Origin of the sequence: Robiginitalea biformata HTCC2501 (assembly GCF_000024125.1) — a bacterium.
GTDB lineage: Bacteria > Bacteroidota > Bacteroidia > Flavobacteriales > Flavobacteriaceae > Robiginitalea > Robiginitalea biformata.
In genome coordinates this window covers 545,930-569,909 of the sequence record NC_013222.1, presented here as the reverse complement: position 1 = coordinate 569,909, position 23,980 = coordinate 545,930, and the positions used below count along the sequence as shown (strand labels likewise).

Here is a 23,980-nt window from a genome sequence, read left to right as displayed (position 1 = left end):
CCCTGATTCAACCCATGAGCCGAAAATCCATCATCATCCTCGGGCTCGCCCTGTTTTCCCTGTTTTTCGGGGCGGGCAACCTGATCCTCCCCCCACAGATGGGATGGCGGGCCGGGCCGCTCTGGTGGCTCGTCTGCCTGGGCTTTTGCGTGTCGGCCGTATTGATCCCGATGCTCGGGATCCTCGCACACTCCCGGTTGCAGGGCAGCATGTTCGACTTTGCCAAAAAAGTCTCCCCGGGGTTCAGCGCCGTCTACTGTTTCCTGATCTATGCCATTTCGCTCGCCCTGCCTTCTCCCCGGACGGCATCGGTAACCCATGAAATGGCCGTGGCGCCCTATCTTGGGAGCCCGCCCTGGCTCACCAGCCTGGTGTATTTCGCCCTCGTGTTTTTCCTGGTGATGAACCGTTCAAAACTGGGCAGCCTTATCGGCAAATACCTCACCCCGGTGATCCTGCTGGTCCTGGTCCTCCTGATCGGCAGCATCCTGTTCTGGCCGCCGGATGTCATGACGGCCCGTACCCTGTCGGCACCATTTACGGCGGGTTTGCAGGAAGGGTACCAGACCTTTGACGCCATCGGCGCTGTGGTTTGCGGCGGGGTGATTCTCGTTTCCCTCCGGCTGGAAAACCCCGGCCTGGATTTCGGGCAGCGGTTCCGGGCGATTGCGCTCGCCGGGCTGTTTGCGGGAATGTGCCTGTTGTTGCTCTATACGGGCCTGATGTACAGTGGGGCTGCCATGACCGGGTGGGTCCCGGAGGAGGTAACCCGTACCCGGCTGCTCCGGGAGGTGACGGAATATGCCCTTGGGGCGCGGAGCCAGGCGTTGCTGAGCCTGCTGATTGGCCTGGCCTGTTTTACAACGGCCGTCGGCGTGGTCACCGGCGCTTCGGACTACGCGCGATCCCGTTTCGGGGATTCGCCCCGGGCCTATACCCTGACGGCCCTTGCCGGGTGTGCGACAGGGGTGCTTTTTGGCCAACTCCCCGTAGCTTATATTATCTCGGTGGCCCTCCCGGCCCTGTTGTTTATCTACCCGCTGACCATTGTGCTGATCGGGCTGAATGCGATGCCGGCCCGGTATACGCCCCCCCGGCTGTTCCGGGCGGTGGTTGCCGTTACCTTGTTGTTCAGCATCCCGGATTTTGTGGAAAGCCTCTGGCCGGGGGCCATTCCGGAAGGTGCCGTGAGCTGGATCCCGCTGCGGTCGTTTGGCCTTCCCTGGTTGCTGCCGGCAGTATGCGTTTTCCTGGCGGGCAGGTTCTTGCAGCGGCGGATTTGACCGGATGGGCCGGATGGCGTAAGTTTACCGGGAGAAACTCCTGGCAATGGCCGACTATTACAACTATATCAAATCCCTCCACCTGATCTTTGTGGTGACCTGGTTTGCCGGGCTTTTCTACATGCCCCGGCTGTTTATCTACCATATTGAAGCCCTCGAAAAACCCGAGACGGAAGCCCGGGTACTGGGCAACCAGTTCCGGGTGATGGAACGCCGGCTCTGGCAGATCATTACCTGGCCGTCGGCCGTGCTCTGCATCGCCTCTGCCCTGGTGCTGCTCTGGATCATGCCCGGATGGCTCTCCCAGCCCTGGATGCACGTGAAGCTCGGGTTTGTGGTATTGCTGATCATATACCACCTGGTGATGCACCGCATGTACCTGCGCTTCCAGCGCGGGCAGATTTCCTACACCTCCCGATTTATGCGGATCTGGAACGAGGGGGCCACGCTCATCTTGTTTGCGGTGGTTTTCCTGGCCGTACTCAAGAACAGTATCGACTGGATGTTCGGCCTGGCAGGCCTATTGGCGTTGGCGGTGCTGCTGATGCTCGGCATCCGGCTTTACAGGCGCCTCAGGGAGCGGTCCGGCAAGCCCGATTGACCATTTGGGAAGCCCCCGATAAACCTGCTTTTGGTCCGATTATTGCTATCTTAGCGGAAACCCGATCGCCTTGTTCAAAAAGATGTCTTTACGGTCCCGGATCTTCGTATCGATGATCCTCCTGGTCCTGATCGCGTCCGTGTTGATTGCCGGGGTCACCGTCTACCAGTACAGGGAACAGGCACAGGATTACCACCAGGACCGCCTGGAGCGGAAGGAGGAGCAAATCAAGCAGGCCATTACCTTTGCCCTGCAGCGCACTACCTACCCGGTCACTACCGAAAACCTCGGGTTGATATTCAAGGACGAGATCTACCGGATCGCGATCATCGAGAACGCAAACTTCAACATCTACGACCTGGACGGGCAGCTGATCAAAAGCTCGCGCCCGAAATTCGACAACGACTCGGTTTCCCTCTGTCTGGATGCCCATGTGCTCAATGCGCTCAGGGGGAGCATGGAAAAGCGCTATGTGGAATCGGCGGCTGCAGCGGGTGACAACTACCAGGCTTCGTATTCCTTTATCACTGACAGCCGGTTTAAACCCATCGGGATCCTGAACCTGCCCTATTTTGAGGAGAATTCCTTTTACGACATGGAACTCGGGGAGTTCATGATGCGCCTGGGGGCGGTCTACCTGATCATGCTTTTGAGCGCGATTGCCCTGGCCTACTTTATTTCCAAGTACATTACCCGGTCGCTGGAAACCGTATCGGACAAGCTCACCCATACGCGCCTGGCCCGGACCAACGAAAAGATTTTCCTGGACGATCCCAGCGAGGAGATCGGCAAGCTGATCGACGCCTATAACAGCATGATCGACGAGTTGGAGCTCAGCGCTACAAAGCTCGCGCGGAGCGAGCGGGAACAGGCCTGGCGGGAAATGGCCAAACAGGTGGCCCACGAAATCAAGAACCCGCTCACGCCCATGCGGCTGAGCGTGCAGAGTTTTGAGCGGAAATTCGACCCCCGGGACCCGGATGTGGGCCGGCAGGTTGCCGAGTTTTCCAAAACGCTCATCCAGCAGATCGACACGCTGAGCAGCATTGCCTCGGCCTTCTCGAATTTTGCGAAGATGCCCGCCCAGCAGAACGAAACGCTCAACGTGGTGGAAATCGTCAAGCTCGCCCTGGACATTTTCAACGAGCCTTATATCCACTTTATGGCCGATGAGCAGGAGATCATTGCCAAAATGGACCGGACGCAGCTCATCCGGGTGGTGACCAACCTGGTTAAGAACGCCATCCAGGCGGTCCCGGAGGTGGACCACCCGCGAATCCTGGTGTCTGTGGCAGCCGAGGACGGTTTTGTCAAGATCATGGTGGCCGACAACGGCATAGGCATCGAAGCAGACAACCGCGACAAAGTGTTTGAACCCAAATTCACTACCAAAAGCAGCGGGATGGGGCTCGGCCTGGGAATGGTCAAAACCATTGTGGAAACCTATGGCGGCAGGATTGAATTTACCTCTCAGAAGGGAAAAGGTACCGTCTTCACGGTATACCTGCCGAGGGAAAAGGCATAGGCAACAGCGGACACTGATAATTTTATAACTTCAGACAGAACTTCAAATAAAACCCTAAGGAATTCCATGAAATTCAAAAACCTGAAAACCGAGGAAAAGGATGGGATAGCGCTGCTGACCATCGACCGGCCCAAGAAACTCAATGCGCTGAACCGCAAAACCATCGAAGAGCTCCACGAGGCATTCTCGTCCCTGGATGCCGACCCGGATATCCGGGCCATCGTGGTGCGGGGTAGCGGGCCCAAGGCATTTGTGGCCGGGGCGGATATCGCGGAATTCGCGTCTTATGGCCCTGAGGAGGGGCGCGACCTGGCGGCAAAAGGCCAGGAAACGCTTTTTGACCTGGTGGAACAGCTCGGCACCCCGGTGATCGCCGCCGTTAACGGCTTTGCCCTTGGAGGCGGCCTGGAACTGGCCCTGGCCTGCCATATCCGGGTGGCCAGCCACAATGCCCGGATGGGGCTGCCCGAAGTATCACTTGGGTTGATCCCGGGTTACGGGGGAACCCAGCGGCTGCCGGAACTCGTGGGCCGGGGCCGGGCGCTGGAGATGATTCTCAGCGGCGGCATGATCGATGCGGAACGGGCCCTGGAGTACGGGTTGGTCAACCACGTAACGGCCCTGGAGGAACTCGAAAGCTACTGCCTGCAGCTCGCAGGGAAAATCGCAAAAAATTCGCCGGTGGCCATCCGGTATGCAATAAAAGCGGTAAATGCGGGTTCTAGGAGTAGTGTTTCCGGGTTTCGGACCGAAATCGACGCCTTCGGATCGTGCTTCGGCACGGCCGATTTTAAGGAAGGCACCACGGCTTTCCTGGAGAAGCGGAAGCCCGATTTCCCCGGGGAATAATCAAAAGGACATCCTATGTATCGGAATCTCTGTATGGCAGTTGCGCTGCTGGCCGCCTGGGTCTGCGGGGCGCAGGAAATGCCTGTGGACTATATGTTCGGCGAAAAATATAACGATCGGTACAGATATTCGAACCTGGTCACTTTCTCGGAGTCTGCCCAGGGCAACAAAGTCCTGGTCAGGGCCTATTATACCGGGCTGATCCTGAGGCCAAAAGGCTACCTGATAGAGCGGTATAACCCGCAGCTTGAACTGATAGACGAATACAATTACAAGTTCCGGGGAGCCGACTTCCTGGACGGTTTTGTGGCCAACGGGCAATTATACCTGTTGTTCCTGAGCTACGACCCGGAGCGTTTGAGTTATACGTATTCCGTGCATCAAACCCCGGTTGGGGCCTACAATTTTACCCGGAAGGACCTGCTCACTATTCCATCGGTATATGTGGAAAACCCGGTCGACAAGAATTATTACAACCGGAAATTTAATTCGGGGTTCAGTACGACCCTGCTATTTGACCGGGAACAGAAAGCTTTTGCCCTGAGCCTGCACCACAAGAAGGGCGACGTGAACAAGCACCGGATCCTCGTTTACAATTTCAATATGCAACCGGTGATGGACGTCGATTTCTCGGCCTCCGTGGAAGAAAAAAATTACGCCTTTGAGGCACTGGAAATGGCTCCGGATCATTCGGCGGCCTACCTGGTTGCCAAGGCGTATTTCCGGAAGCGCCGCTTTAAGGCCGAAGAGCGGAAATTCCAGTACGAACTAATCAAGCTCGCCCGGGATGGGGCCCAAACCGCCTCCTACGACCGGGAAGGCTTTTATTCCGAGGCGCTCAAGCCGATCCTGCGCAACGGGAAACTCATTTGCGTGGGCTTTTATGCCGACCGGAAGGACGAGCGGTACAACGGCCTGGAATACCTGGAAGTAGACCCGCAGACCCTGCAGGCGGGTATCCACAAATACAATCCCTTCTCCCACCAGTTCATGGTCGATAAATTCGGGTCGGAATCCGAGAAAGCCATCAAAAACCTCGTGTTTAAGGACGTGCATTTTACGCCGGACGGTTCCCTGCTCTTCAACGCGGAGGAGTATTTTGTTACCAACAGCATCCAGGATAACGGGAGCGGCGGCAGGCTGCGCGTGGAACGCTTCCACCACAACGACATTATCAGCGTTCGGTTGGATAGCCGCGGAGACCTGGTCTGGGCCCGGAACATCAACAAGACCGAAGTGACCCAGGGCGACGGGGCCTATGCCTCCTACAGCGCCTATTCCAAGGACGGCCACACCTATTTCTTTATATGTACCGCTGCAGACAACCCCCAGTTGCTGAACAATGAGCGGCTCATTTTCCGGCAGGGGCTCAGCCGGAACCGGAACGTGTTCCTGATCCGCCTGAACCCGGAAGGCCGGATCTCCTGGGAAAAGATCATTGACCAGTCCGAAGCGCGCCTGCCGCTGATGGTTTCCAAACCGCTGGTGGAGGAGGACGAGGACCGGCTGTACTTCTACGCCAAGCGGGGCAGTAAGAAGCAACTCGTTTCCGTACATATCCGCGGGTAGTTCGCTTTCCGCTGCCGCCGGATCCGTACGCGGCATCCCGTTTCGGCGGTGTTAAATTCTCCATCAACCATCGCATATCAGGATAATATCCATAAATTTGGATAAATTCCAATTGCCGTGTCGCATCCCGAAAGAGAAATCCGCAAAGGCCGCGGGGCCCAATCCCGCCAGGCAAACCGCTTTGAGGCCCTTCAGGAGCAGCCCCTGGAGGATTTTCTGGAGCACCAGCGGATCAGCGGGGAATCCGAGAAGGTCCGCACCGGCTACCTGCGCGTCCACCCAAAAACCATCGTCAACAAGGTTTCCAGCCCGGATGTGGGCATGTCCTACAGCATGAACCCCTACCAGGGTTGCGAACACGGATGCGTCTACTGTTATGCGCGGAACTCCCACGAGTACTGGGGGTACGGGCCCGGCCTGGATTTTGAAAGCAAGATCCTCGTCAAGGAAAACGCCCCGGCCCTGCTGGATCGTTTCCTCAAACGCAGTTCCTGGAAGGCGGCCCCCATCGTACTTTCCGGGAATACGGATTGCTACCAGCCTGCTGAAAGGGAGTTTGGGATCACTCGCGCCTGCCTGGAAATATTCCATCGCTACCGCCACCCCGTGGGCATCATCACAAAAAACGCACTGGTACTCCGGGACATGGATTTGCTCACGGAACTACATGCCGACGGTTTGGTGGGGGTCAATATTTCGGTGACATCCCTGGACGAATCCACCCGCAGGTTGCTGGAACCCCGCACCGCGAGTATTGCGAAACGGCTGGAAACGATCCGCAAACTATCCGATGCGGGCATCCCCGTCAACGCGATGCTCGCCCCGATCATCCCGGGGATCAACAGCCACGAGGTAATGGACATGGCCCGAGCGGTTGCCGATGCAGGAGCCCGCTCTTTCGGGTTTACGGTGGTACGTCTCAACGGGGCCATCGCCGGAATCTTTACGGAATGGCTCCATCGGGCAATGCCGGACCGGGCCGGGAAAATCCTCTCCCAGATCCGCGCCTGTCACGGCGGCAGCCTGAATGACAGCCGTTTCGGTATCCGCAACAAGGGGGAAGGGGCCGTTGCATCCCAGATCCACCAGCTGGCCGCGATTGCACGGAAAAAATACTTCGCGGGGCGCAAATTCCCGGAACTCAACACCTCCCTGCACGCAGCGCATAAAAGCGGGCAGTGGGAGCTCTTTTAACCCTGTCGGAGGGTTGGAAAGCAGGCCGGACCAGGAGTAGCCCCGGGCTTACGGACAGGCTGCCGGGCCTAGGCCAGATCCCAGCCTTCCCGGTAACTGCCGTTTACCCATTCGTTTGCCTTGTCGAAATTGGTGACCCGCATGTTTTCGCCGTCCCACATAATTTTCTTGCGCCCGGGGTATTCGAAGTACGACCGGCCGCTATCCGGGTCGGTGACCCGGTTTTTGTATTGGAAGGCCCGGATGGCCAGGTTCCCCATCAGGACGGATTCCGTAAGTTTTCCTGCCTTCTCGAAATCCGAAGAGGTGGGGGTGCCGTTCAGGCAGCCTTCCACAAAATTCCGCTGATGCCCTCCGGTACCGCCTTCCACACGGGGCAGCCTGGGAGCCGGCTTGCTGACCATATCCATAAGGTCAGAGGGAAGGAGGCGGGCATTCCGGGAATACGTGTCGCAGACCATGATGCCTTTGGTCCCGTAGAAAATGGAGCCGCCGCCGTTGTCGCCAATGGTCTCCCCGTCTTTCAGTTCGTCGGGCAGGTCGGGCTTCAACCCGCCGTCGTACCAGTTCAGGGCTACCTGCCCGTGCTGGTCCGTGTCGAATTTCAACCGGACGATGGAAGAGGAGGGACAGGATTCACTGTAGTCCGCTTCCACAAAGTCGCCCACCCAGTTGGTGGTGCAGCTCGCCTCCGCTTCTGTAGGGTATCCGAGTTCCAGGACGCTGAAGGGGGTTTCCATAATATGACAGCCCATATCGCCCAGGGCCCCCGTGCCGAAGTCCCACCAGCCACGCCATTTAAACGGGAGGTAGCGGTCGTTGTACGGCCTCATGGCCGCAGGGCCCAGCCACAGGTCCCAATCCAGTTCCTTCGGGATCGGATCGCTTCCTTCCGGCACCGGGACCCCCTGGGGCCAGACAGGACGGTTCGTCCAGCAATCCACTTTTTCAATCCGGCCGATTATCCCGGAATCGAGCCATTCCCTGGCTTCGCGGCTCCCGTTGCTGGAAGCCCCCTGGTTGCCCATCTGCGTAACAATCCCCATCTCGCGGGCTACCTGGGTCATCATCCGGGCCTCGGCGATGTTGTGGGTCAGGGGCTTCTCCACATAGGCGTGTTTTTTCTCCCGCATAAATGGCAAGGCAATGGTGGCATGCGTGTGGTCCGGGGTCGCTACCATAATGGCATCCATGTCTTTCAAATGCTTCTTGTACACGTCCCGGTAGTCTTTGTAGCGCTTTACATCCGGGAACATCTCATAGGTAGGGGCAGCCCGCCGGTCGTCTACATCGCAGAAGGCGACGTATTTGACCTTTCCGGTTTCGCTCAGGCCGCGCATCACGCCGGCACCCCGGCCGCCAACGCCGAAGGCGGCTACGTAGAGCGTGTCGCTGGGGGGCACATGGCCTTTTCCCAGTACGAAACTCGGGACAATGCTGAATGCCGCCGTAGAGGCAGCCGTATTTTTCAGGAATTTTCTTCTTTGCATGGATGTTGGGTGTTTGTTCGGTTTGTTCAAAAATGAGCTTTCAAGATACAAAAACTACGGAAAGCGGACGACGCCCGAACGGGCCGGCACATGCAGGTTCAATACGGGGCGGGAGCCTGGAACCGGTCTGGGAAATCAGGCCGTGCCGTTCCACTCCCGGTAGAATTCCTCCAGGTATTCCAGCATAAAGGCATGGCGCTTTTCGGCCAGGCGTTTACCGGTATCGGTGTGCATACGGTCCTTGAGCAACAACAGTTTTTCGTAGAAATGGTTCAGGGTGGGCCCGTCCGATTTTTTGTATTCCGCCTTGCTCATTTTCACCCGGGGGGCGATTTCGGGGTCGTAGAGTTTCCGCCCTTTGTAGCCGCCGAAATTAAAGGCACGAGCAATCCCGATGGCGCCGATGGCATCCAGGCGGTCGGCATCGCGGACCACAAAGAGCTCGTCCGAAGTAAACGGCTTTTTGTTTTTCTCCAGGCTGTTTTTAAAAGAAATATTCCGGATGATCTGCACCACATGCGTGCGAATGGCCTGGGGCACCCCGATTTTGCGCATAAAGGCGTCGGCCTTTTTCGGACCGGCATCTTCATCGCCGTCGTGGAATTTTGAATCGGCAACGTCGTGGAGCAGGGCAGCCAGGCTCACGATCAGGATATTCACCTTCTCGTCTTTGGCAATCAGCAAGGTATTGCGGAATACCCGCTGGGTGTGGAACCAGTCGTGGCCGCCTTCGGCCCCATCGAGTTCGCTCCGGACATAGTCAATGGTCTGTTCTACAAATTCTGCATCGGTCATGCTGGGGGGTCGATCTTGGAAGCGATCTTCGCTTCGAGTTCTTTCATTTTTTCAGGGGTAAACCCGGCTACGGGCATGGGCGGGTGTACGGTAAACCGGACCCGGGCCCCGAGGCCGAGCGGAAATGTCCCATACCGGAACAGCTTCCAGGAATTGTTGATGGTTACCGGCAGGATTTGCGCGGAGGGCGCCTGGTCCATCAACAGGCTCAGGCCAAAAGTACGGAAAGGTTTCGGCTCCCCGGTGCGGGAGCGGGTCCCTTCCGGGAATATCACGGCGCTGCGCCCCGTTTTTTCGATATACGCGCCAAGGCGTTCGAGCTCGGCCCGGGCCTGCCGGCGGTCCTTGCGATCGATGAGGGCCGAACCCCCGTGCCGCAAGTTGTACGAGACGCTGGGAATCCCTTTTCCGAGTTCTTTTTTACTGACAAATTTCGGGTGGTATTTCCGAAGGTACCAGATCAGGGGCGGGATGTCGTACATGCTCTGGTGGTTGGTCACGATAATGAGCGGGCCGCTTTCGGGCATGGGATTGGCGTATTCAAACCGATAGGTGGTCCCCAGGATATGAGTGCAGCGCATGATGCACAGGTTGAGCAAACTGACGCTCGCCTTGTGGGCCTGGTAGCCGAAGAGGTTCAGGCAGACCCACTGCACCGGGTGGAATACCACCAGGACAATCCCGAAAACCAGCAGGTAGATTGCGGAAAGCGGATATGCGAGGATTTTGGCCATGGTGTAAAAATAAGAAACCCCGCCATTTGAGGCGGGGCTCTTGTTTCAAATCTGTCGGGGCCCCGTTGCGTTTGGAGCTGAATACAGCGACAGCAGCTTATCAGCAGAATTCGTCGTACGCCTGGGTCAGGTTCTCGGCGATCATCTCCGCCGGGCGGCCTTCGATATGGTGGCGTTCGATCATATGTACGAGTTCCCCGTCCTTGAAGAGGCCCATGCTGGGCGAAGAAGGCGGGAATGGCACCATCAGGCTGCGGGCGGCATCTACGGCTTCCCGGTCCACTCCTGCGAATACAGTGACCAGGCGGTCCGGGGTCTTGCCGTTCTGCAGGCTCAGCTTGGCGGCAGGGCGCGCGTTGGCGGCGGCACAGCCGCAAACCGAATTGACGACTACCAGTACGGTACCGGGTTGTTTTATAGCTGCCTCTACTTCCTCGGCCGTGAAAAGTTCTTCAAAGCCGGCGGTGGAGAGGTCTTCCCGCATGGGTTTTACGAGTTCTGTAGGGTACATAGTATTTTTTTATGGAATTTCTAAAGTGCAAAGGTACGAAAAGGACGTCACTTTACCATAAGGGGCACAGGTAATTACAGGACCCGGGAACCGCTTATCCGCCCGCTGCGGCATTCCGGGGCAATGCGCTATCTTTGCCAAAAATTTTTCCGGATGATCAAATGGTTTGGCGCTTTCGTCGGGTACCTCTTCCTCCGGCTGCCGGGGGCCATTATCGGGTTCCTGATCGGGAGCCTGATAGACGGGGCCAGTCGCAGCGGCGGGACGGTGTTTACCGATTTTACCCGGCAAAAGGTATCCCCGGCCGACTTTGAGCTGAACCTGTTGTCGCTCTGCTCCATCGTTATCAAGGCGGATGGGCGCGTGAGCCAGCAGGAACTCGACTACGTGCGCCAGTATTTCCTCGCCACCTACGGGAAGGAGAAGGCCAATGCCATTTTCAGGACGTTTAACGAGGTCATCAAAAAACGGGAAATTTCCGGCCAGCGGATCTGCGCCTACCTGAACCAGCGGACGCGCTATGAGGTGCGGTTGCAACTGGTCCACTTCCTGTTCGGGATCGCGCAGGCGGACGGGCACGTGAGCGAGGCGGAAATCCGCAAACTCAGGGAGTTGGCGGGATACCTGCAAATAGGGGCCACGGATTTTGAAAGCATCATGGCGATGTTTGTCGAATCTGCGGACAACGCCTATAAAATCCTGGAGATTGAACGCACTGCCACGGACGAAGAGGTGAAAAAGGCCTACCGGAATATGGCCAAAAAGTACCATCCGGATCGGGTCAACACCCAGGACGAGGCCATCAAGCGCGGGGCCGAAGAAAAATTCAAGGAGGTGCAGAAGGCCTATGAGGCCATCCAGCAGGAACGGGGAATTTAAGCGGCGGCCCCGGATACCGGGCCGTTTCTGGCCAATGCACCTTTCGCATATCGGGGCGCACAAGAATTTTTGAAATAACAACAGGATGGAGAATTTCTGGATGTACGGGGAATTGGGGTTCCTGCATGTGCTGGACCCGCAGGGCTACGACCACGTGCTTTTTCTGACGGCCCTGGCCCTGCCGTTTACCTATCGCTACTGGAAGCGGGTGTTCTGGCTGGCGACGCTCTTTACGGTGTCCCATTGTTTGTCCCTGGCCCTGGCCGCATACGGGGTGGTGGATGCGGATGCCGGATGGGTGGAGTTTCTGATCCCGCTGACCATTCTGCTGACCGCCCTGTTCAACCTGCTGTTGACGGGCGCCGGCCCGGACCGGCAGGCGGCTTTCCGGGTGCACCTGGTTTCCACCGGGTTGTTCGGGCTCATCCACGGCCTGGGTTTTTCCAATTACTTCCGGATGCTGATGTCCGGGGAGTCCGAGAAAACCGGCCCGTTGCTGGGGTTTGCCCTCGGGATCGAAGCGGCCCAGTTGCTGGTCCTGGTAGTGGTGCTGGGGGTTACCTATCTGGTGGTGGAGCGGCTGCGCGCCCCTACTGCCTGGTATATCCGTTTGGCCAGCCTGGCCATTGTGGGGATTTCCACCGCGCTGCTGATCGGGGCATGGCCCTTGTGATTTTCACTTAATATTAACCCGGGCGAGGTTGTAAGCCATCCCAAAAGCGGGTATATTAGTGCTTTCCCGCACGAAATTTTTTCTGGCCGCGTTATACCAATAGAGTGAAGGAGAAAAAACAGGAGAAATACGACAAGGCATACCTGCGCATGGCGAACGAATGGGGCAAGCTTTCCTACTGCCGGCGCAAACAGGTGGGGGCCATCATCGTCCGGGAACGGATGATCATCTCCGACGGGTACAACGGCACCCCCTCCGGATTTGAGAATTTCTGCGAAGACGAGGAGGGCTATACCAAGTGGTACGTGCTGCACGCCGAGGCCAATGCGATTTCCAAGGTGGCCTCCTCCACGCAGTCCTGCGAAGGGGCAACCCTCTATATTACCCTGTCCCCCTGCAGGGAGTGCAGCAAGCTGATCCACCAGTGCGGAATCCGACGGGTGGTATACCAGAAGGCCTACAAGGACGATTCCGGGTTGCAGTTTTTGGCGCGGGCCGGGGTGGAACTCGTCCATTTGCCGGTTATCGACATCGGGGTGGCCGTAAATGAAGAATGATTTGAAGAAAAGCTATTACATCGGACCGGCAGTCGTGGCCTTTGCCCTGGCTCTGGGGATTTTTGTGGGCGGGAAACTGCACTTCAACGATACCCCGGAGAAACTCTTTACGACCAATTCCAAAAAGGACAAACTCAACAGGCTCATCGACTATATCGATTACGAGTACGTCGATGAGGTGGATACCGACAGTATCGTCGATGTGACGGTGAACAACATCCTGGACAAACTCGACCCGCATTCCGTCTACATCCCGAAATCCGAGATGAAGCGGGTTTCCGAGAACATGAAGGGCGACTTTGTCGGGATCGGGATCAACTTCTACACTTTCCGGGATACCATTACCGTTACCCGGACGATTCCCGGGGGGCCCAGCCAGCGCGCAGGCCTTCAGCCCGGAGATAAAATTTTGCTGGCCGACGGGGATACGCTCTACGGGCGCCGGATACCCGACGGGCAGATCGTCTCCCGGCTCAAGGGGCAGGAAGGCAGTTCCGTCAAACTGCAGGTATACCGCAAAACCGAGGACCGGCTCTTTAGCGTCAACCTGCGTCGCGACCGGATCCCGATCCGCAGCATCGATGCGAGTTACATGCTGACTTCGGACATGGGCTATATCCGGATGAACCGTTTTGCCGAGACCACTTTCGACGAGTTTGACGCTGCCTTACGGAAGTTGCAACAGCTCGGCGCCAAGAAACTCACCCTGGACCTCCGGGACAACCCGGGGGGGTATCTGAACGTGGCCGAACGCATTGCCGACGCCTTCCTGCCGGAGGGCAAACTGATCCTCTTTACCCGGAACAAGAAAGGCCAGACGGATTCCATCTACGCCACTTCCCGGGGCCGGTTTGAAAACAAACCGGTCTATGTACTGATCAACGAGCGGTCTGCCTCGGCTTCCGAGATCATCGCCGGGGCCCTGCAGGACAACGACGTAGGCACGATCGTCGGGCGGCGATCCTTTGGCAAGGGGCTCGTGCAACGCGAAATGGACCTGGGCGACGGCTCGGCCGTACGGCTCACGGTATCCCGGTACTACACGCCCACAGGCCGCTCCATCCAGCGCGATTACCAGAACGGGAGCCAGGACTACTACGACCGGTTCACCGAGCGTTACCACAACGGGGAACTCACCTCGGTAGACAGTATCCGGGTGGCCGACTCCCTGAAATTCACCACGCCCGGCGGGAAGGTGGTTTACGGGGGCGGCGGCATCGTCCCGGATGTTTTTGTGGCCATTGGCAGCAATGAGGAAGAGGCGCTGGCAGCCCTGGATTCCCGCGGCTATTTTTCCCGCTTTGTCTTTGACCACCTGGAAGAAGACCGCAACCGCTACGCGGATTACGACGAGATGCGTTTCTACCGGGAGTTCCGCACCGACGATATCCTCTTTGAGCACATGGTGGATTTCCTCTCGGCCTTCAATTTGCGCATCGACTACTACGAGCACGAGGATTTGCTGAAGACCTACATCAAGGCGGGGATCGCCGAGCAGCTCTTTTCGCCGGACATGAAGGCGCGAATCCTGGCGCCTACGGACGCGATGCTGTTAAAGGTGCGCGACCTGGACCGGCCCAGGCTCAACCCGGAGGAGGGGCCGGAGTCCCGGCCGGATAGCTGAAGTTTCCCGTTATAAGCCAGCCCTGCCGTCCATAAGGGGCCAGCCCGGGCTGCGTTTATTCCCCGTCCAGTTTTTTCTGGATACGCCGGGAGGTTTGGTAGATCAGCAACAGCACAATGGCGCATAAGGCGGCTGCAATGCCGATGAGTGCCACAAGACTATCCCCTTCCAGCGGGTCTTGCATATCCACCATGGTGATGTTAAAGACGATCAGCGCCAGGGCCAGTACAATCAGGACTATCAATAAGATTCTATTCATCGGAATACGGTTTTATTGACCCGCAGGTCCCGGCAGGCAGCGGGCTGCTTTAAAACAGCCCGTTGATGTTTGTCGCGAACAGCTTCACCGAGATGGCCAGCAGGATCACCCCGAAAACCTTGCGGATAACGCTCAGGCCGTTTTGGCCGAGGACCCGCTCGATCCGGGAGGAGGCTTTTAACACCCCGTATACAAAGATACAGTTCGCGACAATAGCCACAATGATATTTACCACATCGAATTCGGCCCGCAGGGACAACAGCGACGTCATGGTGCCCGCCCCGGCAATCAGCGGGAAGGCCAGGGGAACGATGGATGCAGCCTCCGGGGCCTCGTCCCGGTACAGGGTGATGCCGAGGATCATCTCGATGGCCAGGAAAAAGAGCACAAACGAACCGGCCACGGCAAAGGAATTTACGTCGATACCGATCAGCTTGAGGATTTCCTCCCCGACAAACAGGAAGGCAACCATGATAATTGCGGCAACCAGCGTGGCCTTGCCGGACTGGATATGCCCGGCCTTCTTCCGCAGGTCGATGATGATCGGGACGCTGCCGACAATATCGATTACGGCAAAGAGGATCATGGTGGCGGTGGCGATTTCGCGGAAATTAAAGTTCATAGTGCTCGATTTTTTGCGGCGCAAATGTAATGGGAATCCGGAGATTCCAATAGTGGTTATACGGGAATTTTCCACTCCCGGATTTCAGGTTGAAAAGAATATCTTTGTCCAAATTTCCAACCGATGTTTGAACTGGGTAAAACGGTAGTCTCGGAGGAGCTTTTTGAGAAGCATTTTGTTTGCGACCTGCAGGCGTGCAAGGGCGCCTGTTGCGTGGACGGGAGTGCCGGCGCCCCGGTTGCAGAGGAGGAGCGCGGTATCCTGGAGAAAATCTACACCCGCGTGCGGCCGTTTCTTCGGGACGAGGGCCGGAAGGCGATTGAGGCCCAGGGGCCCTATGTCCGCGGATCCGACGGGGAGTGGGAGACCCCGCTGGTAGACGGGAACGAATGCGCCTATGTCGTGTATTCCGGGGAGACCGCGCTATGCGGTATCGAGGCGGCCCACCGGGAGGGGGCTATCGATTGGAAGAAACCCCTGTCCTGCCACCTCTACCCGGTGCGTATCCGGGAGTACACGGCCCTGACCGCTGTGAATTACCATCAGTGGCACATCTGCGACCCGGCCTGTTCCCTGGGGGAAGCCACCCGGGTGCCGATTTACAAATTTGTCCGGGAGGCCTTGGTTCGAAAATTTGGGGAGGCGTGGTACGAAGAGCTGGAATCCGTGGCGGAGAAACACCTCAAATAGTCGGGATTTTCAGGATCACCTCGGTCCCGGCAGATTTCCCGTCCGCATCGAAAAGGTCCCGGATTTCGATGGTGTAATTGTACTGGTAATCCCTGGAAAAATTGGCAAGACGCTCCCGCGTTATGTCGATCCCGACAGACTTCCGCTTGAGCACCCGCCGCTGTTTTAACTTGTCGGCTTCCGCCCGCCCGATGCCGTTGTCCCGGATCACCAGGGTGATATATCCGGAATCTTCCTGCCGGATCAGGATCCGGATGCGTTTCTCCCCCTCCTTTGACGAAAGCCCGTGCCAAATTGCATTTTCGAGGAATGGCTGCAGGATGAGCGACGGAATTTTCACCAGGCTCGGGTTGATCTCCGGATCCATCTCCACGGCAAAGTCAATCTCGTTGTTGAACCGGATGTTTTCGATATTCATATACAGTTCAACCGTTTCCAGTTCCTCCGCCAGCGGGATTTCCTTCAGGGAGGATGCCTCCAGGATTTTCCGGACGAGTTTGGAGAACTTGTTCAGGTAGTGCACGGCATTTTTCTGCTCGTTGTTGATGATGTAGAGCTTAATGGAATTCAGCGAATTAAAGAGGAAATGCGGGTTCATCTGGCTCCGGAGCATAGCCTGTTCCAGGGTGAGCACTTTTTTTTCGCTGTTCAACTGGTACTGCCGGTACAGGATGTAGAGGATCAGGGTAATCAGCACGAGCATCAGGGCGCCAACCAGCAGCGTGGTCCGGTTCCGCCGGAGCCGGAGCTTCACGATCTCGTTTTCCTTGGAGAGGATTTCTATCTGGTCCTTTCGCTTATCTACCTCGGACTTGGAAATCATCTCGTAAACGTACCGGCGGTTCAGGTCGTTCGAGATCATCCGCCGCGCAGCCACGGAAGCCTTGTAGAATTCAATGGCCGCCTGGTAATTTCCCAGGGCCATTTCGATGTCGTGCAGGTAGCGGTTGGCGGAATCCATATTGCTCGGCAGATTCAGCTCTTCGGAAATCCTGAGTCCGTTGAGCAGGTAGCCCCGGGCCTCGTCGTAACGCTTCAGGCGGGACAATACCCACCCGAGCTGCACATAGACGTTGGCCAGTAATTCGGGATCGCGAAAAGACCGCGCTTTGGGCAGGATGGCCTCCAGAATTTCCAGGGCTTCCGCGGCTTTTTCCTCATGGGCAAGGACGTGGGCCATGCCGTATCTGGTAATGACGTCGCTCCGGTCCGAGCCCAGGCTTTTGTTCACCCGGAGGGCGTCCTCGTAATAGGACATGGCCCCCGTGAGGTCGCCGAGGGCTTCCAGGCACTCCGCGATGTTCTGGTAATTGGCTACCTGCCCCTCCAGGTTTCCCAGCGCCTGGTCGTTCTCCAGGGAACGCTGGAAATACTCAATGGCCAGGCCGTACTGCTCCAGCATCCGGTAAATATTCCCGATGCCGTTGATGGCGGTGTTGCGTTCCCGCAGTACAAAGTCCCCGGGATCCGCAATCGATTCGCTTAGGCTCAGGGCTTCCTGGTGATAATCCAGGGCGGATTTGATGGCTTCCATTTTCCGGTACGCCATTCCCAGCCGGTTCAGGGCGACAATCCGCAATTCGCGGTTATTGGATTCGGTGGCCTTTTCCAGCGCTACGGCCAGGTAGTCCAGGGCCCGGTCGTTTTGGGAGAGGTTCTGAAAGTGCAGCCCGAGTTGGGTATATCCGTATATGGCCCCGGGGGTAAAGGCCGCAATTTCGGCCTCCCGCACAAAATACTGCATAAGGAGCGTATCCTGGGAATACGGCCCAAGGGCGGTTTTATAGGCGCTGTAGTTTGCCGGCCGGGCACGGATGAGGCTGTCGGCAAGCTGGCGGAAATCTTTCGGGATACCCTGGGCGGCCGCCTGCATAGAGATGGCGGCAATGCAAATATGGAGCAGGGTTTTAAAAAGGTGTTTCCGCATGGAGGGGGCCGGCTTAAATCATATCCAGGAAGTCCGACTTTTTTTGTCGGCTAACCGGGATTTTATGATTCGGTTTGAGGATGACGTACCCGTCCGTTTTAAGAAATTCCTTGATTTTGTTTAAGTTGATGATAAAGGAATTGTGTATCCGGAAAAAGGTGTCGGAAGGCAGCAATTCCCCCACTTCCTTTAATTTTTTGGTCAGGACGATTTTATGTCCGTCGGAAAGGTAGATGGTGCTGTAGTTGCCGTCGGATTCCGCATAGATGATATCGTCGTTTTCCAGGAAAACCAATTTCCCGTCCGTACTCAGAGTAATCTTTTTGTGAGAAGAAGTGGCGTTGTGGTTCAGGAGGATCCGTTCCAGGCGCTCGGCGGACATGCCCCGGGCGTGGTGCTTCCGGATTTTGGTGATGGTATCCGCCAGGTCGTCCGAATCGATGGGCTTCAACAAGTAGTCGATGGCCTCGTTTTTAAGGGCTTTGATGGCGTATTGGTTGTACGCTGTGGTGATAACCACGGCCACATCGCTGTTCTGCATCTTCTGGATAAACTGGAAGCCGTCCATGGACGGCATTTCAATATCCAGGAACAGGCAATCCGGCTGGTTGCTGTCCAGGTAACTCAGCGCTTTGTAGGCATCCGTAAAGGAGGCAACCACCGAAATTTCATTCGAAAAATTGGTCAGTTCCCACTGGAGGCTCTGGAGCGCTTTCTCTTCATCGTCGACAATGACTGCCTCTAACATAACTTTGACTTCGTACGTCCTAATTTAAACAAAATTAAAGATCGGGGGGGCAGGCCGGGCGTTAACTTGTGTTGATTGCAGGTTTCAGTTTATGAATGGTTGCAAATCGGATGAATCCGGTCCGCAAGGTCTGGCAGGCCCCTGAAATTGCGGGTTGCGTCCGCCCAAAAGGGCCGGGAGGGCGCATCGCCTGCACGGGGTGTTGCGGATTATACAGGATTTCAGCCCGATTATACATTTTGGACCCCGCCCGGTGCATGTACGCATTACATTGCCGGCAGATTATGAAGATAAAGGAAAAGATGATGAAACGCTGTCTGTATTACTTCCTGGGGTTGGTTGCCGCGCTGGTTCTGGCCGTGCTGTCCGGGAAGGCCACCTACGGGGAAGGCAGCGTCCTGGACGGAACCGAGACGGCTGCCGTTTCCGACGAGGGTTCGGACGCGCTGGTTTCCGGGGCACCGCTGGAAAAAGTCCGGGGAATTGAACCTAACCAAGAGAATCCGTGAATCAGAGGACAAAATGGATTACCCGGATTGCGGGGGTCGCTTTGACGTCCCTGGTAGTGCTGGGAATTATCTCCTATATGACCCCTGGAAATATGTTGCCGGAAAGCCCGATGGTCACTGGCAAATACCAGCTGTCTTCCCTGCAGGACGGCCAGGTGGAATACTTTGAGGGGCCGGTTTATTTTGAACTGGCCAAACAGCATTCCGGATTCCGGCAGATCCCGGTATTCAAATTGCATTTTATCAACCCGAACGCCCAAAAGGGCAAAGGCTTTGGATTCATTATCCCGCTGTCCCAGGACTCTGCGTTTATCCGGGCCGAGCAGTACAGCGTGGAATCCACCAAGGACGAATTCCTGAGCAGCCTGGGGACGGTGTTCGGCTATGCGGACCTCGTTAAGGAAAAAAACACCCTGTATTTTACGGAATCCGGCAGTATTTCAATCTCGGCGTCGAGTTTTGAAGAGGTTGCCGGGAACATGAATATGCTGTTGATGGACGAGAACGGCCGGAGCATGCGCCTGAAGGGGCGGTTTAATGCCCGACCGCTGTACACGCAGCAATTGAATTGAAAGTTTTAACAATAACCGATAGATTTTTAGTCAAACAGGAAGTACGGCTCTTATATGTTCGTTATGTTTTAACAGCTGCGTTCAGGCGTCGGGCGTTTGCAACCAAGCCAAATTTTGGAACTGGTACCTGTTAGATTTTTAGGTTTCGGGGGAACTACCTAGATCAACAACCGCAACCGCCAACCACGTCGCCGGGAGCCGTACCGTTTGACAAAACCTATCCGAATTAATAGACCGAATAGTATGCTTGAATAAGCGACTGTTCGGTTTATTTTTTTGATATACATCCCCGGGAATGCCCTTATTTTTTTTATAAACCCCGAACCTGCCGTATCGAGGCTTGCGAGGCTAGATTTCAACAGGTTGTGTTAAAAACTTTGGGGCAGATGGGGACTAACCCCCTTTCCTCTTTGGCGGTATTTTCCAATCTTTGTTGGTCCCTATTGCAAGGAAATTTCACACTTTTTTAACTCAATTTAAATCCCGCATTATGTCAGCAGCTGAAGAGCCAATCCTGAAGGAAAATAAGGACAGATTTGTAATATTCCCGATACAACACCACGATCTTTGGGAGTGGTACAAGAAGTGTGAAGCCTGTTTCTGGACCGCGGAGGAGATCGACCTGCACCAGGACCTGAGCGATTGGAACAATAAGCTTTCAGACGACGAGAAATACTTTATCAAGCACATCCTCGCTTTCTTCGCTGCCTCGGACGGGATCGTGAACGAGAACCTGGCAGAAAATTTCGTCAACGAGGTACAGTACTCGGAGGCCAAATTCTTTTACGGGTTTCAGATCATGATGGAAAACATCCACTCGGAGACCTATTCGCTGCTGATCGATACCTATGTAAAGGACGAAAAGGAAAAGAACGTGCTGTTCCAGGCCATCGAAAATTTCCCGGCGATCAAGAAGAAAGCCGACTGGGCGCTGAAGTGGATCGAGTCCCCGAGCTTTGCCGAGCGGCTCATCGCGTTTGCCGCCGTGGAGGGGATCTTCTTCTCCGGGGCCTTCTGCTCCATCTTCTGGCTCAAGAAGCGGGGCCTCATGCCCGGGCTCACCTTTTCGAATGAGCTGATTTCCCGGGACGAGGGGATGCACTGCGATTACGCCGTCCACCTGCACAACAACCACCTGGTGAACAAAGTGCCCAAGGAGCGCATTACCCAGATCATCACCAACGCGCTGGATATTGAGCGGGAATTCATTACCGAGTCCCTGCCGGTGAGCCTGATCGGGATGAATGCGAAGTTGATGACCCAGTACCTGGAGTTCGTGACCGACCGCCTGCTCGTGGAGCTCGAGTGCGAGAAGGTCTACAATTCCACCAACCCCTTCGATTTTATGGACATGATTTCCCTGCAGGGGAAGACGAACTTCTTCGAAAAGCGCGTCTCGGAATACCAGAAAGCCGGGGTAATGAACAAGGAAAAAGACACGGACTCACAGAAAATCAGCTTCGACGCCGATTTCTAGGGAGCATCCGACGGAAAAGAGTCCGCTCAACGACCGGGCTTTTTTCTGCCGCAAATTGAAAATGTTAAGAATTTTAACAGGGCAGGGCGAGCCCGAATACTAATGATCACAAAAAGGAGAAACACATGTTTGTAGTAAAAAGAGATGGCAGGAAAGAGCCGGTAATGTTCGACAAGATTACCGCGCGGGTGCGTAAATTGTGCTACGGTCTGAGCGACCTGGTAGACCCGGTCAAGGTAGCCATGCGGGTTATCGAAGGCCTGTACGACGGGGTGACTACCTCAGAACTCGACAACCTGGCGGCCGAGATTGCCGCCACACTGACAACCACCCACCCGGATTACGCCAAGCTCGCTGCCCGTATCTCCGTCTCCAACCTGCATAAGAACACCAAGAAGTCTTTCTCCGAAACCATGAAGGACCTCTACGAGTACGTGAACCCGCGTACCGGCAAGAAGGCCCCCCTGGTTGCCGACGACGTCTTTGAGGTGATCCAGAAGCACGCCGATACCCTGGATTCGATGATCATCTACAACCGGGATTTCGGCTACGATTACTTTGGCTTCAAGACCCTGGAACGATCCTACCTGCTCAAGCTGAACGGGAAGATCGTAGAGCGCCCCCAGCATATGCTTATGCGCGTTTCCGTCGGCATTCACCTGGACGACCTGGACGCCGTCCGGGAGACCTACGAGCTGATGTCCAAAAAGTATTTCACGCATGCCACGCCCACCCTGTTTAACTCCGGGACGCCAAAGCCGCAGATGTCTTCCTGTTTTCTCCTGGCCATGCAGGACGACAGCATCGACGGGATCTACAACACGCTGAAACAGACGGCAAAGATCTCCCAGTCGGCGGGGGGCATCGGGTTGTCCATCCACAACATCCGGGCCACCGGTTCCTATATTGCAGGCACCAATGGCACGTCCAACGGTTTGGTTCCCATGCTGCGCGTTTTCAACGATACGGCGCGGTACGTGGACCAGGGAGGCGGCAAGCGCAAAGGCAGTTTTGCCATTTACCTGGAGCCCTGGCACGCAGATATATTCGATTTCCTGGAACTCAAGAAAAACCACGGGAAAGAAGAGATGCGGGCCCGGGACCTGTTCTACGCCATGTGGATCTCCGACCTGTTTATGAAGCGGGTGGAGGCCGATGCAGAGTGGACGCTCATGTGCCCGAATGAATGCCCGGGGCTCTATACCACCCACAGCGAGGAGTTCGAGGAACTGTATCTGAAATATGAAAAAGAGGGCAAGGGCCGCAAGACGATCAAGGCCCGGGAGCTCTGGGAGAAAATCCTGGAATCCCAGATTGAGACGGGAACGCCTTACATGCTCTACAAGGACGCTGCCAACCGGAAGAGCAACCAGAAGAACCTGGGGACCATCCGCTCTTCCAACCTCTGTACGGAGATTCTGGAATACACGGCAGAAGACGAGGTGGCAGTGTGCAACCTGGCCTCCATCGCCCTGCCGATGTTTATCAAAAACGGCGAATTTGACCATAAGGAGCTCTTCCGGGTGACCAAGCGGGTGACCAAGAACCTGAACCGGGTCATCGACAGGAACTACTACCCGATCAAGGAGGCGGAGAATTCGAATATGCGCCACCGGCCGATTGGTCTGGGGGTACAGGGCCTGGCGGATACCTTTATCCTGCTTCGCCTTCCTTTTACCAGCGACGAGGCGAAGAAGTTGAACCGTGAGATATTTGAGACGCTGTATTACGCGGCTGCAACGGCCTCTATGGAAATGGCCAAGGAGGAAGGGCCGTATTCTTCCTATGAAGGCAGCCCGATTTCCCAGGGGCAGTTCCAGCATAACCTGTGGGGGATTGAGGATAAGGAGCTCTCCGGCCGCTGGGACTGGGAGAAACTTCGGAAAAGCATCAAAAAGAACGGCGTGCGCAACTCCCTGCTTGTGGCGCCCATGCCCACGGCTTCCACTTCGCAGATCCTCGGGAACAACGAGTGCTTTGAGCCGTATACCTCGAACATTTATACGCGACGCGTCCTCTCCGGGGAATTCATCGTGGTCAACAAGCACCTGCTGGAAGACCTGGTAAGCCTGGGTCTTTGGAACGAGAATATGAAGCAGGAGCTCATGCGGGCCAACGGATCCATCCAGCATATCGATGCGATTCCCGACAACATCAAGGAACTCTACCAAACCGTCTGGGAGCTCAGCATGAAGGACATCATCGATATGAGCCGGCAACGGGGGTACTTCATTGACCAGAGCCAGTCGCTGAACCTGTTCATGGAGAACGCGAACTATGCAAAACTGACCTCCATGCACTTCTACGCCTGGAAAAGCGGCCTGAAAACGGGGATGTATTACCTGCGGACCAAGGCGGCTGTGGACGCAATTAAATTCACCCTGGACAATACCAAGAAAAAGGTGGAAGTCCCCGAAGCGGTGGTGACCGAGGAAGGCGTTGCGCCGGAAAAGGCAAAGAACCTGAAGGTGTCGACCACCCCGGTGAAGGAACAGCCGGTGGATGCAGAACCTCTCAGTGCTGAGGAGATGAAGGCCCTGGTAGCCCAGGCCAAAGCGGCTTCAGGCCAAACCGACGACGATTGCCTGATGTGCGGTTCGTAAACCGGTTCATGCAGGGGGTCGTAACGGGTATGCCGGTTGCAAGCCCCTGCAAGTTTTAGTGTTTATTCAAAAAAATACCCCGGCCTGCTGCCAGTAGCAGCAATCGCCGGGGTATTTTTATTTTGGGCACGCTGGCTCCGGATCACCCTACAGGGATCACCCAACGGAAATAAGCCGGAATCCGGTCAATCTTTCAGCATCGGTCTGACGATGCTCCGGATTACCAGGAATGCGGCCAGGTAGCCCAGTAAAATAATATAATAATTCTCCATCTCGAGCTCGCGTATGA

Annotated in this window: 23 protein-coding genes; 15 read left to right on the top strand and 8 right to left on the bottom strand. The window is 56.1% G+C overall.

All coding sequences use genetic code 11. The annotated features are described in order from the left end of the window. Window positions 1–14 precede the first annotated feature (14 nt). The 6 genes from RB2501_RS02550 (at window position 15) to RB2501_RS02525 (ending at window position 7,021) form a co-directional block, all read left to right on the top strand. Window positions 15–1,283 (top strand): branched-chain amino acid transport system II carrier protein, encoded by a 1,269-nt coding sequence (locus RB2501_RS02550; RefSeq protein WP_015753162.1) that lies wholly within the window; start codon window positions 15–17, stop codon window positions 1,281–1,283. Between the two features lie 46 nt (window positions 1,284–1,329). Then, window positions 1,330–1,884 (top strand): CopD family protein, encoded by a 555-nt coding sequence (locus RB2501_RS02545; RefSeq protein ID WP_015753161.1) that lies wholly within the window; start codon window positions 1,330–1,332, stop codon window positions 1,882–1,884. A gap of 112 nt (window positions 1,885–1,996) precedes the next feature. After that, a complete protein-coding gene (locus tag RB2501_RS02540; protein ID WP_041327423.1) occupies window positions 1,997–3,409 on the top strand; it encodes a sensor histidine kinase in 1,413 nt (470 codons plus the stop codon). A gap of 66 nt (window positions 3,410–3,475) precedes the next feature. Then, window positions 3,476–4,258, top strand: a complete 783-nt coding sequence (locus RB2501_RS02535) for an enoyl-CoA hydratase/isomerase family protein (RefSeq protein ID WP_015753159.1) — start codon at window positions 3,476–3,478, stop codon at window positions 4,256–4,258. Between the two features lie 15 nt (window positions 4,259–4,273). After that, window positions 4,274–5,827, top strand: a complete 1,554-nt coding sequence (locus RB2501_RS02530) for a hypothetical protein (protein ID WP_041326918.1) — start codon at window positions 4,274–4,276, stop codon at window positions 5,825–5,827. Between the two features lie 117 nt (window positions 5,828–5,944). Further along, entirely contained in the window at window positions 5,945–7,021 is a 1,077-nt protein-coding gene (locus tag RB2501_RS02525) for a PA0069 family radical SAM protein (protein WP_015753157.1), read from the top strand. A gap of 68 nt (window positions 7,022–7,089) precedes the next feature. Here RB2501_RS02525 and RB2501_RS02520 read toward each other — a convergent pair whose 3' ends face one another. The 4 genes from RB2501_RS02520 to RB2501_RS02505 form a co-directional block, all read right to left on the bottom strand. Next, entirely contained in the window at window positions 7,090–8,511 is a 1,422-nt protein-coding gene (locus RB2501_RS02520) for a Gfo/Idh/MocA family protein (RefSeq protein ID WP_015753156.1), read from the bottom strand. Window positions 8,512–8,646: 135 nt separating this feature from the next. After that, entirely contained in the window at window positions 8,647–9,306 is a 660-nt protein-coding gene (locus RB2501_RS02515; protein WP_015753155.1) for an HD domain-containing protein, read from the bottom strand. Continuing rightward, on the bottom strand, window positions 9,303–10,040 hold the full coding sequence (locus RB2501_RS02510; protein WP_015753154.1) for a lysophospholipid acyltransferase family protein: 738 nt from the start codon (window positions 10,038–10,040) through the stop codon (window positions 9,303–9,305). Before RB2501_RS02510 ends, RB2501_RS02515 begins: the two co-directional genes overlap by 4 nt. Before the next feature lie 100 nt (window positions 10,041–10,140). Continuing rightward, window positions 10,141–10,551 carry a BrxA/BrxB family bacilliredoxin gene (locus tag RB2501_RS02505; RefSeq protein WP_015753153.1) on the bottom strand — a complete coding sequence of 137 codons (411 nt, stop codon included), beginning with the start codon at window positions 10,549–10,551 and terminating at the stop codon, window positions 10,141–10,143. A 153-nt stretch (window positions 10,552–10,704) separates the two neighbouring features. Between RB2501_RS02505 and RB2501_RS02500 the strand changes: the two genes are divergently transcribed. From RB2501_RS02500 to RB2501_RS02485, 4 genes are all read left to right on the top strand, one after another. Continuing rightward, the gene (locus tag RB2501_RS02500) at window positions 10,705–11,430 is read left to right on the top strand and encodes a TerB family tellurite resistance protein (protein ID WP_015753152.1); all 726 of its coding nucleotides are present in this window, start codon (window positions 10,705–10,707) and stop codon (window positions 11,428–11,430) included. 85 nt (window positions 11,431–11,515) lie between these two features. Continuing rightward, window positions 11,516–12,103 (top strand): HupE/UreJ family protein, encoded by a 588-nt coding sequence (locus RB2501_RS02495; protein ID WP_015753151.1) that lies wholly within the window; start codon window positions 11,516–11,518, stop codon window positions 12,101–12,103. 104 nt (window positions 12,104–12,207) lie between these two features. Beyond that, on the top strand, window positions 12,208–12,660 hold the full coding sequence (locus tag RB2501_RS02490) for a deoxycytidylate deaminase (RefSeq protein ID WP_015753150.1): 453 nt from the start codon (window positions 12,208–12,210) through the stop codon (window positions 12,658–12,660). Next, a complete protein-coding gene (locus RB2501_RS02485; protein WP_015753149.1) occupies window positions 12,650–14,284 on the top strand; it encodes a S41 family peptidase in 1,635 nt (544 codons plus the stop codon). Before RB2501_RS02490 ends, RB2501_RS02485 begins: the two co-directional genes overlap by 11 nt. Window positions 14,285–14,339: 55 nt before the next feature. Here RB2501_RS02485 and RB2501_RS02480 read toward each other — a convergent pair whose 3' ends face one another. Both RB2501_RS02480 and RB2501_RS02475 read right to left on the bottom strand, forming a co-directional pair. After that, window positions 14,340–14,543, bottom strand: a complete 204-nt coding sequence (locus RB2501_RS02480; protein WP_041326917.1) for a hypothetical protein — start codon at window positions 14,541–14,543, stop codon at window positions 14,340–14,342. Window positions 14,544–14,592: 49 nt separating this feature from the next. Continuing rightward, window positions 14,593–15,165 carry a MarC family protein gene (locus RB2501_RS02475; RefSeq protein ID WP_015753147.1) on the bottom strand — a complete coding sequence of 191 codons (573 nt, stop codon included), beginning with the start codon at window positions 15,163–15,165 and terminating at the stop codon, window positions 14,593–14,595. Between the two features lie 123 nt (window positions 15,166–15,288). Here RB2501_RS02475 and RB2501_RS02470 point away from each other — a divergent pair, with 123 nt between their 5' ends. Beyond that, complete coding sequence (locus RB2501_RS02470) at window positions 15,289–15,855, top strand: DUF3109 family protein (RefSeq protein WP_015753145.1); 567 nt, start codon at window positions 15,289–15,291, stop codon at window positions 15,853–15,855. On the opposite strand, the gene RB2501_RS02465 is transcribed toward RB2501_RS02470, so the two are convergent. Next, complete coding sequence (locus tag RB2501_RS02465) at window positions 15,848–17,782, bottom strand: tetratricopeptide repeat-containing sensor histidine kinase (protein WP_015753144.1); 1,935 nt, start codon at window positions 17,780–17,782, stop codon at window positions 15,848–15,850. The two genes, RB2501_RS02470 and RB2501_RS02465, sit on opposite strands and share 8 nt — an antisense overlap. Window positions 17,783–17,795: 13 nt before the next feature. Then, on the bottom strand, window positions 17,796–18,530 hold the full coding sequence (locus RB2501_RS02460; protein ID WP_015753143.1) for a LytR/AlgR family response regulator transcription factor: 735 nt from the start codon (window positions 18,528–18,530) through the stop codon (window positions 17,796–17,798). 284 nt (window positions 18,531–18,814) lie between these two features. On the opposite strand from RB2501_RS02460, the gene RB2501_RS02450 reads away from it, so the two are divergent. From RB2501_RS02450 to RB2501_RS02435, 4 genes are all read left to right on the top strand, one after another. Continuing rightward, window positions 18,815–19,039, top strand: coding sequence for a hypothetical protein (locus RB2501_RS02450; protein ID WP_015753142.1), 225 nt, complete (start codon window positions 18,815–18,817; stop codon window positions 19,037–19,039). Further along, a complete protein-coding gene (locus RB2501_RS02445; protein ID WP_015753141.1) occupies window positions 19,036–19,611 on the top strand; it encodes a hypothetical protein in 576 nt (191 codons plus the stop codon). The genes RB2501_RS02450 and RB2501_RS02445 overlap by 4 nt, the downstream gene beginning before the upstream one ends. Window positions 19,612–20,101: 490 nt before the next feature. Then, on the top strand, window positions 20,102–21,088 hold the full coding sequence (locus RB2501_RS02440) for a ribonucleotide-diphosphate reductase subunit beta (protein ID WP_015753140.1): 987 nt from the start codon (window positions 20,102–20,104) through the stop codon (window positions 21,086–21,088). Window positions 21,089–21,213: 125 nt separating this feature from the next. Then, a complete protein-coding gene (locus RB2501_RS02435) occupies window positions 21,214–23,691 on the top strand; it encodes a ribonucleoside-diphosphate reductase subunit alpha (RefSeq protein WP_041326914.1) in 2,478 nt (825 codons plus the stop codon). The last annotated feature ends 289 nt before the right edge of the window (window positions 23,692–23,980 follow it).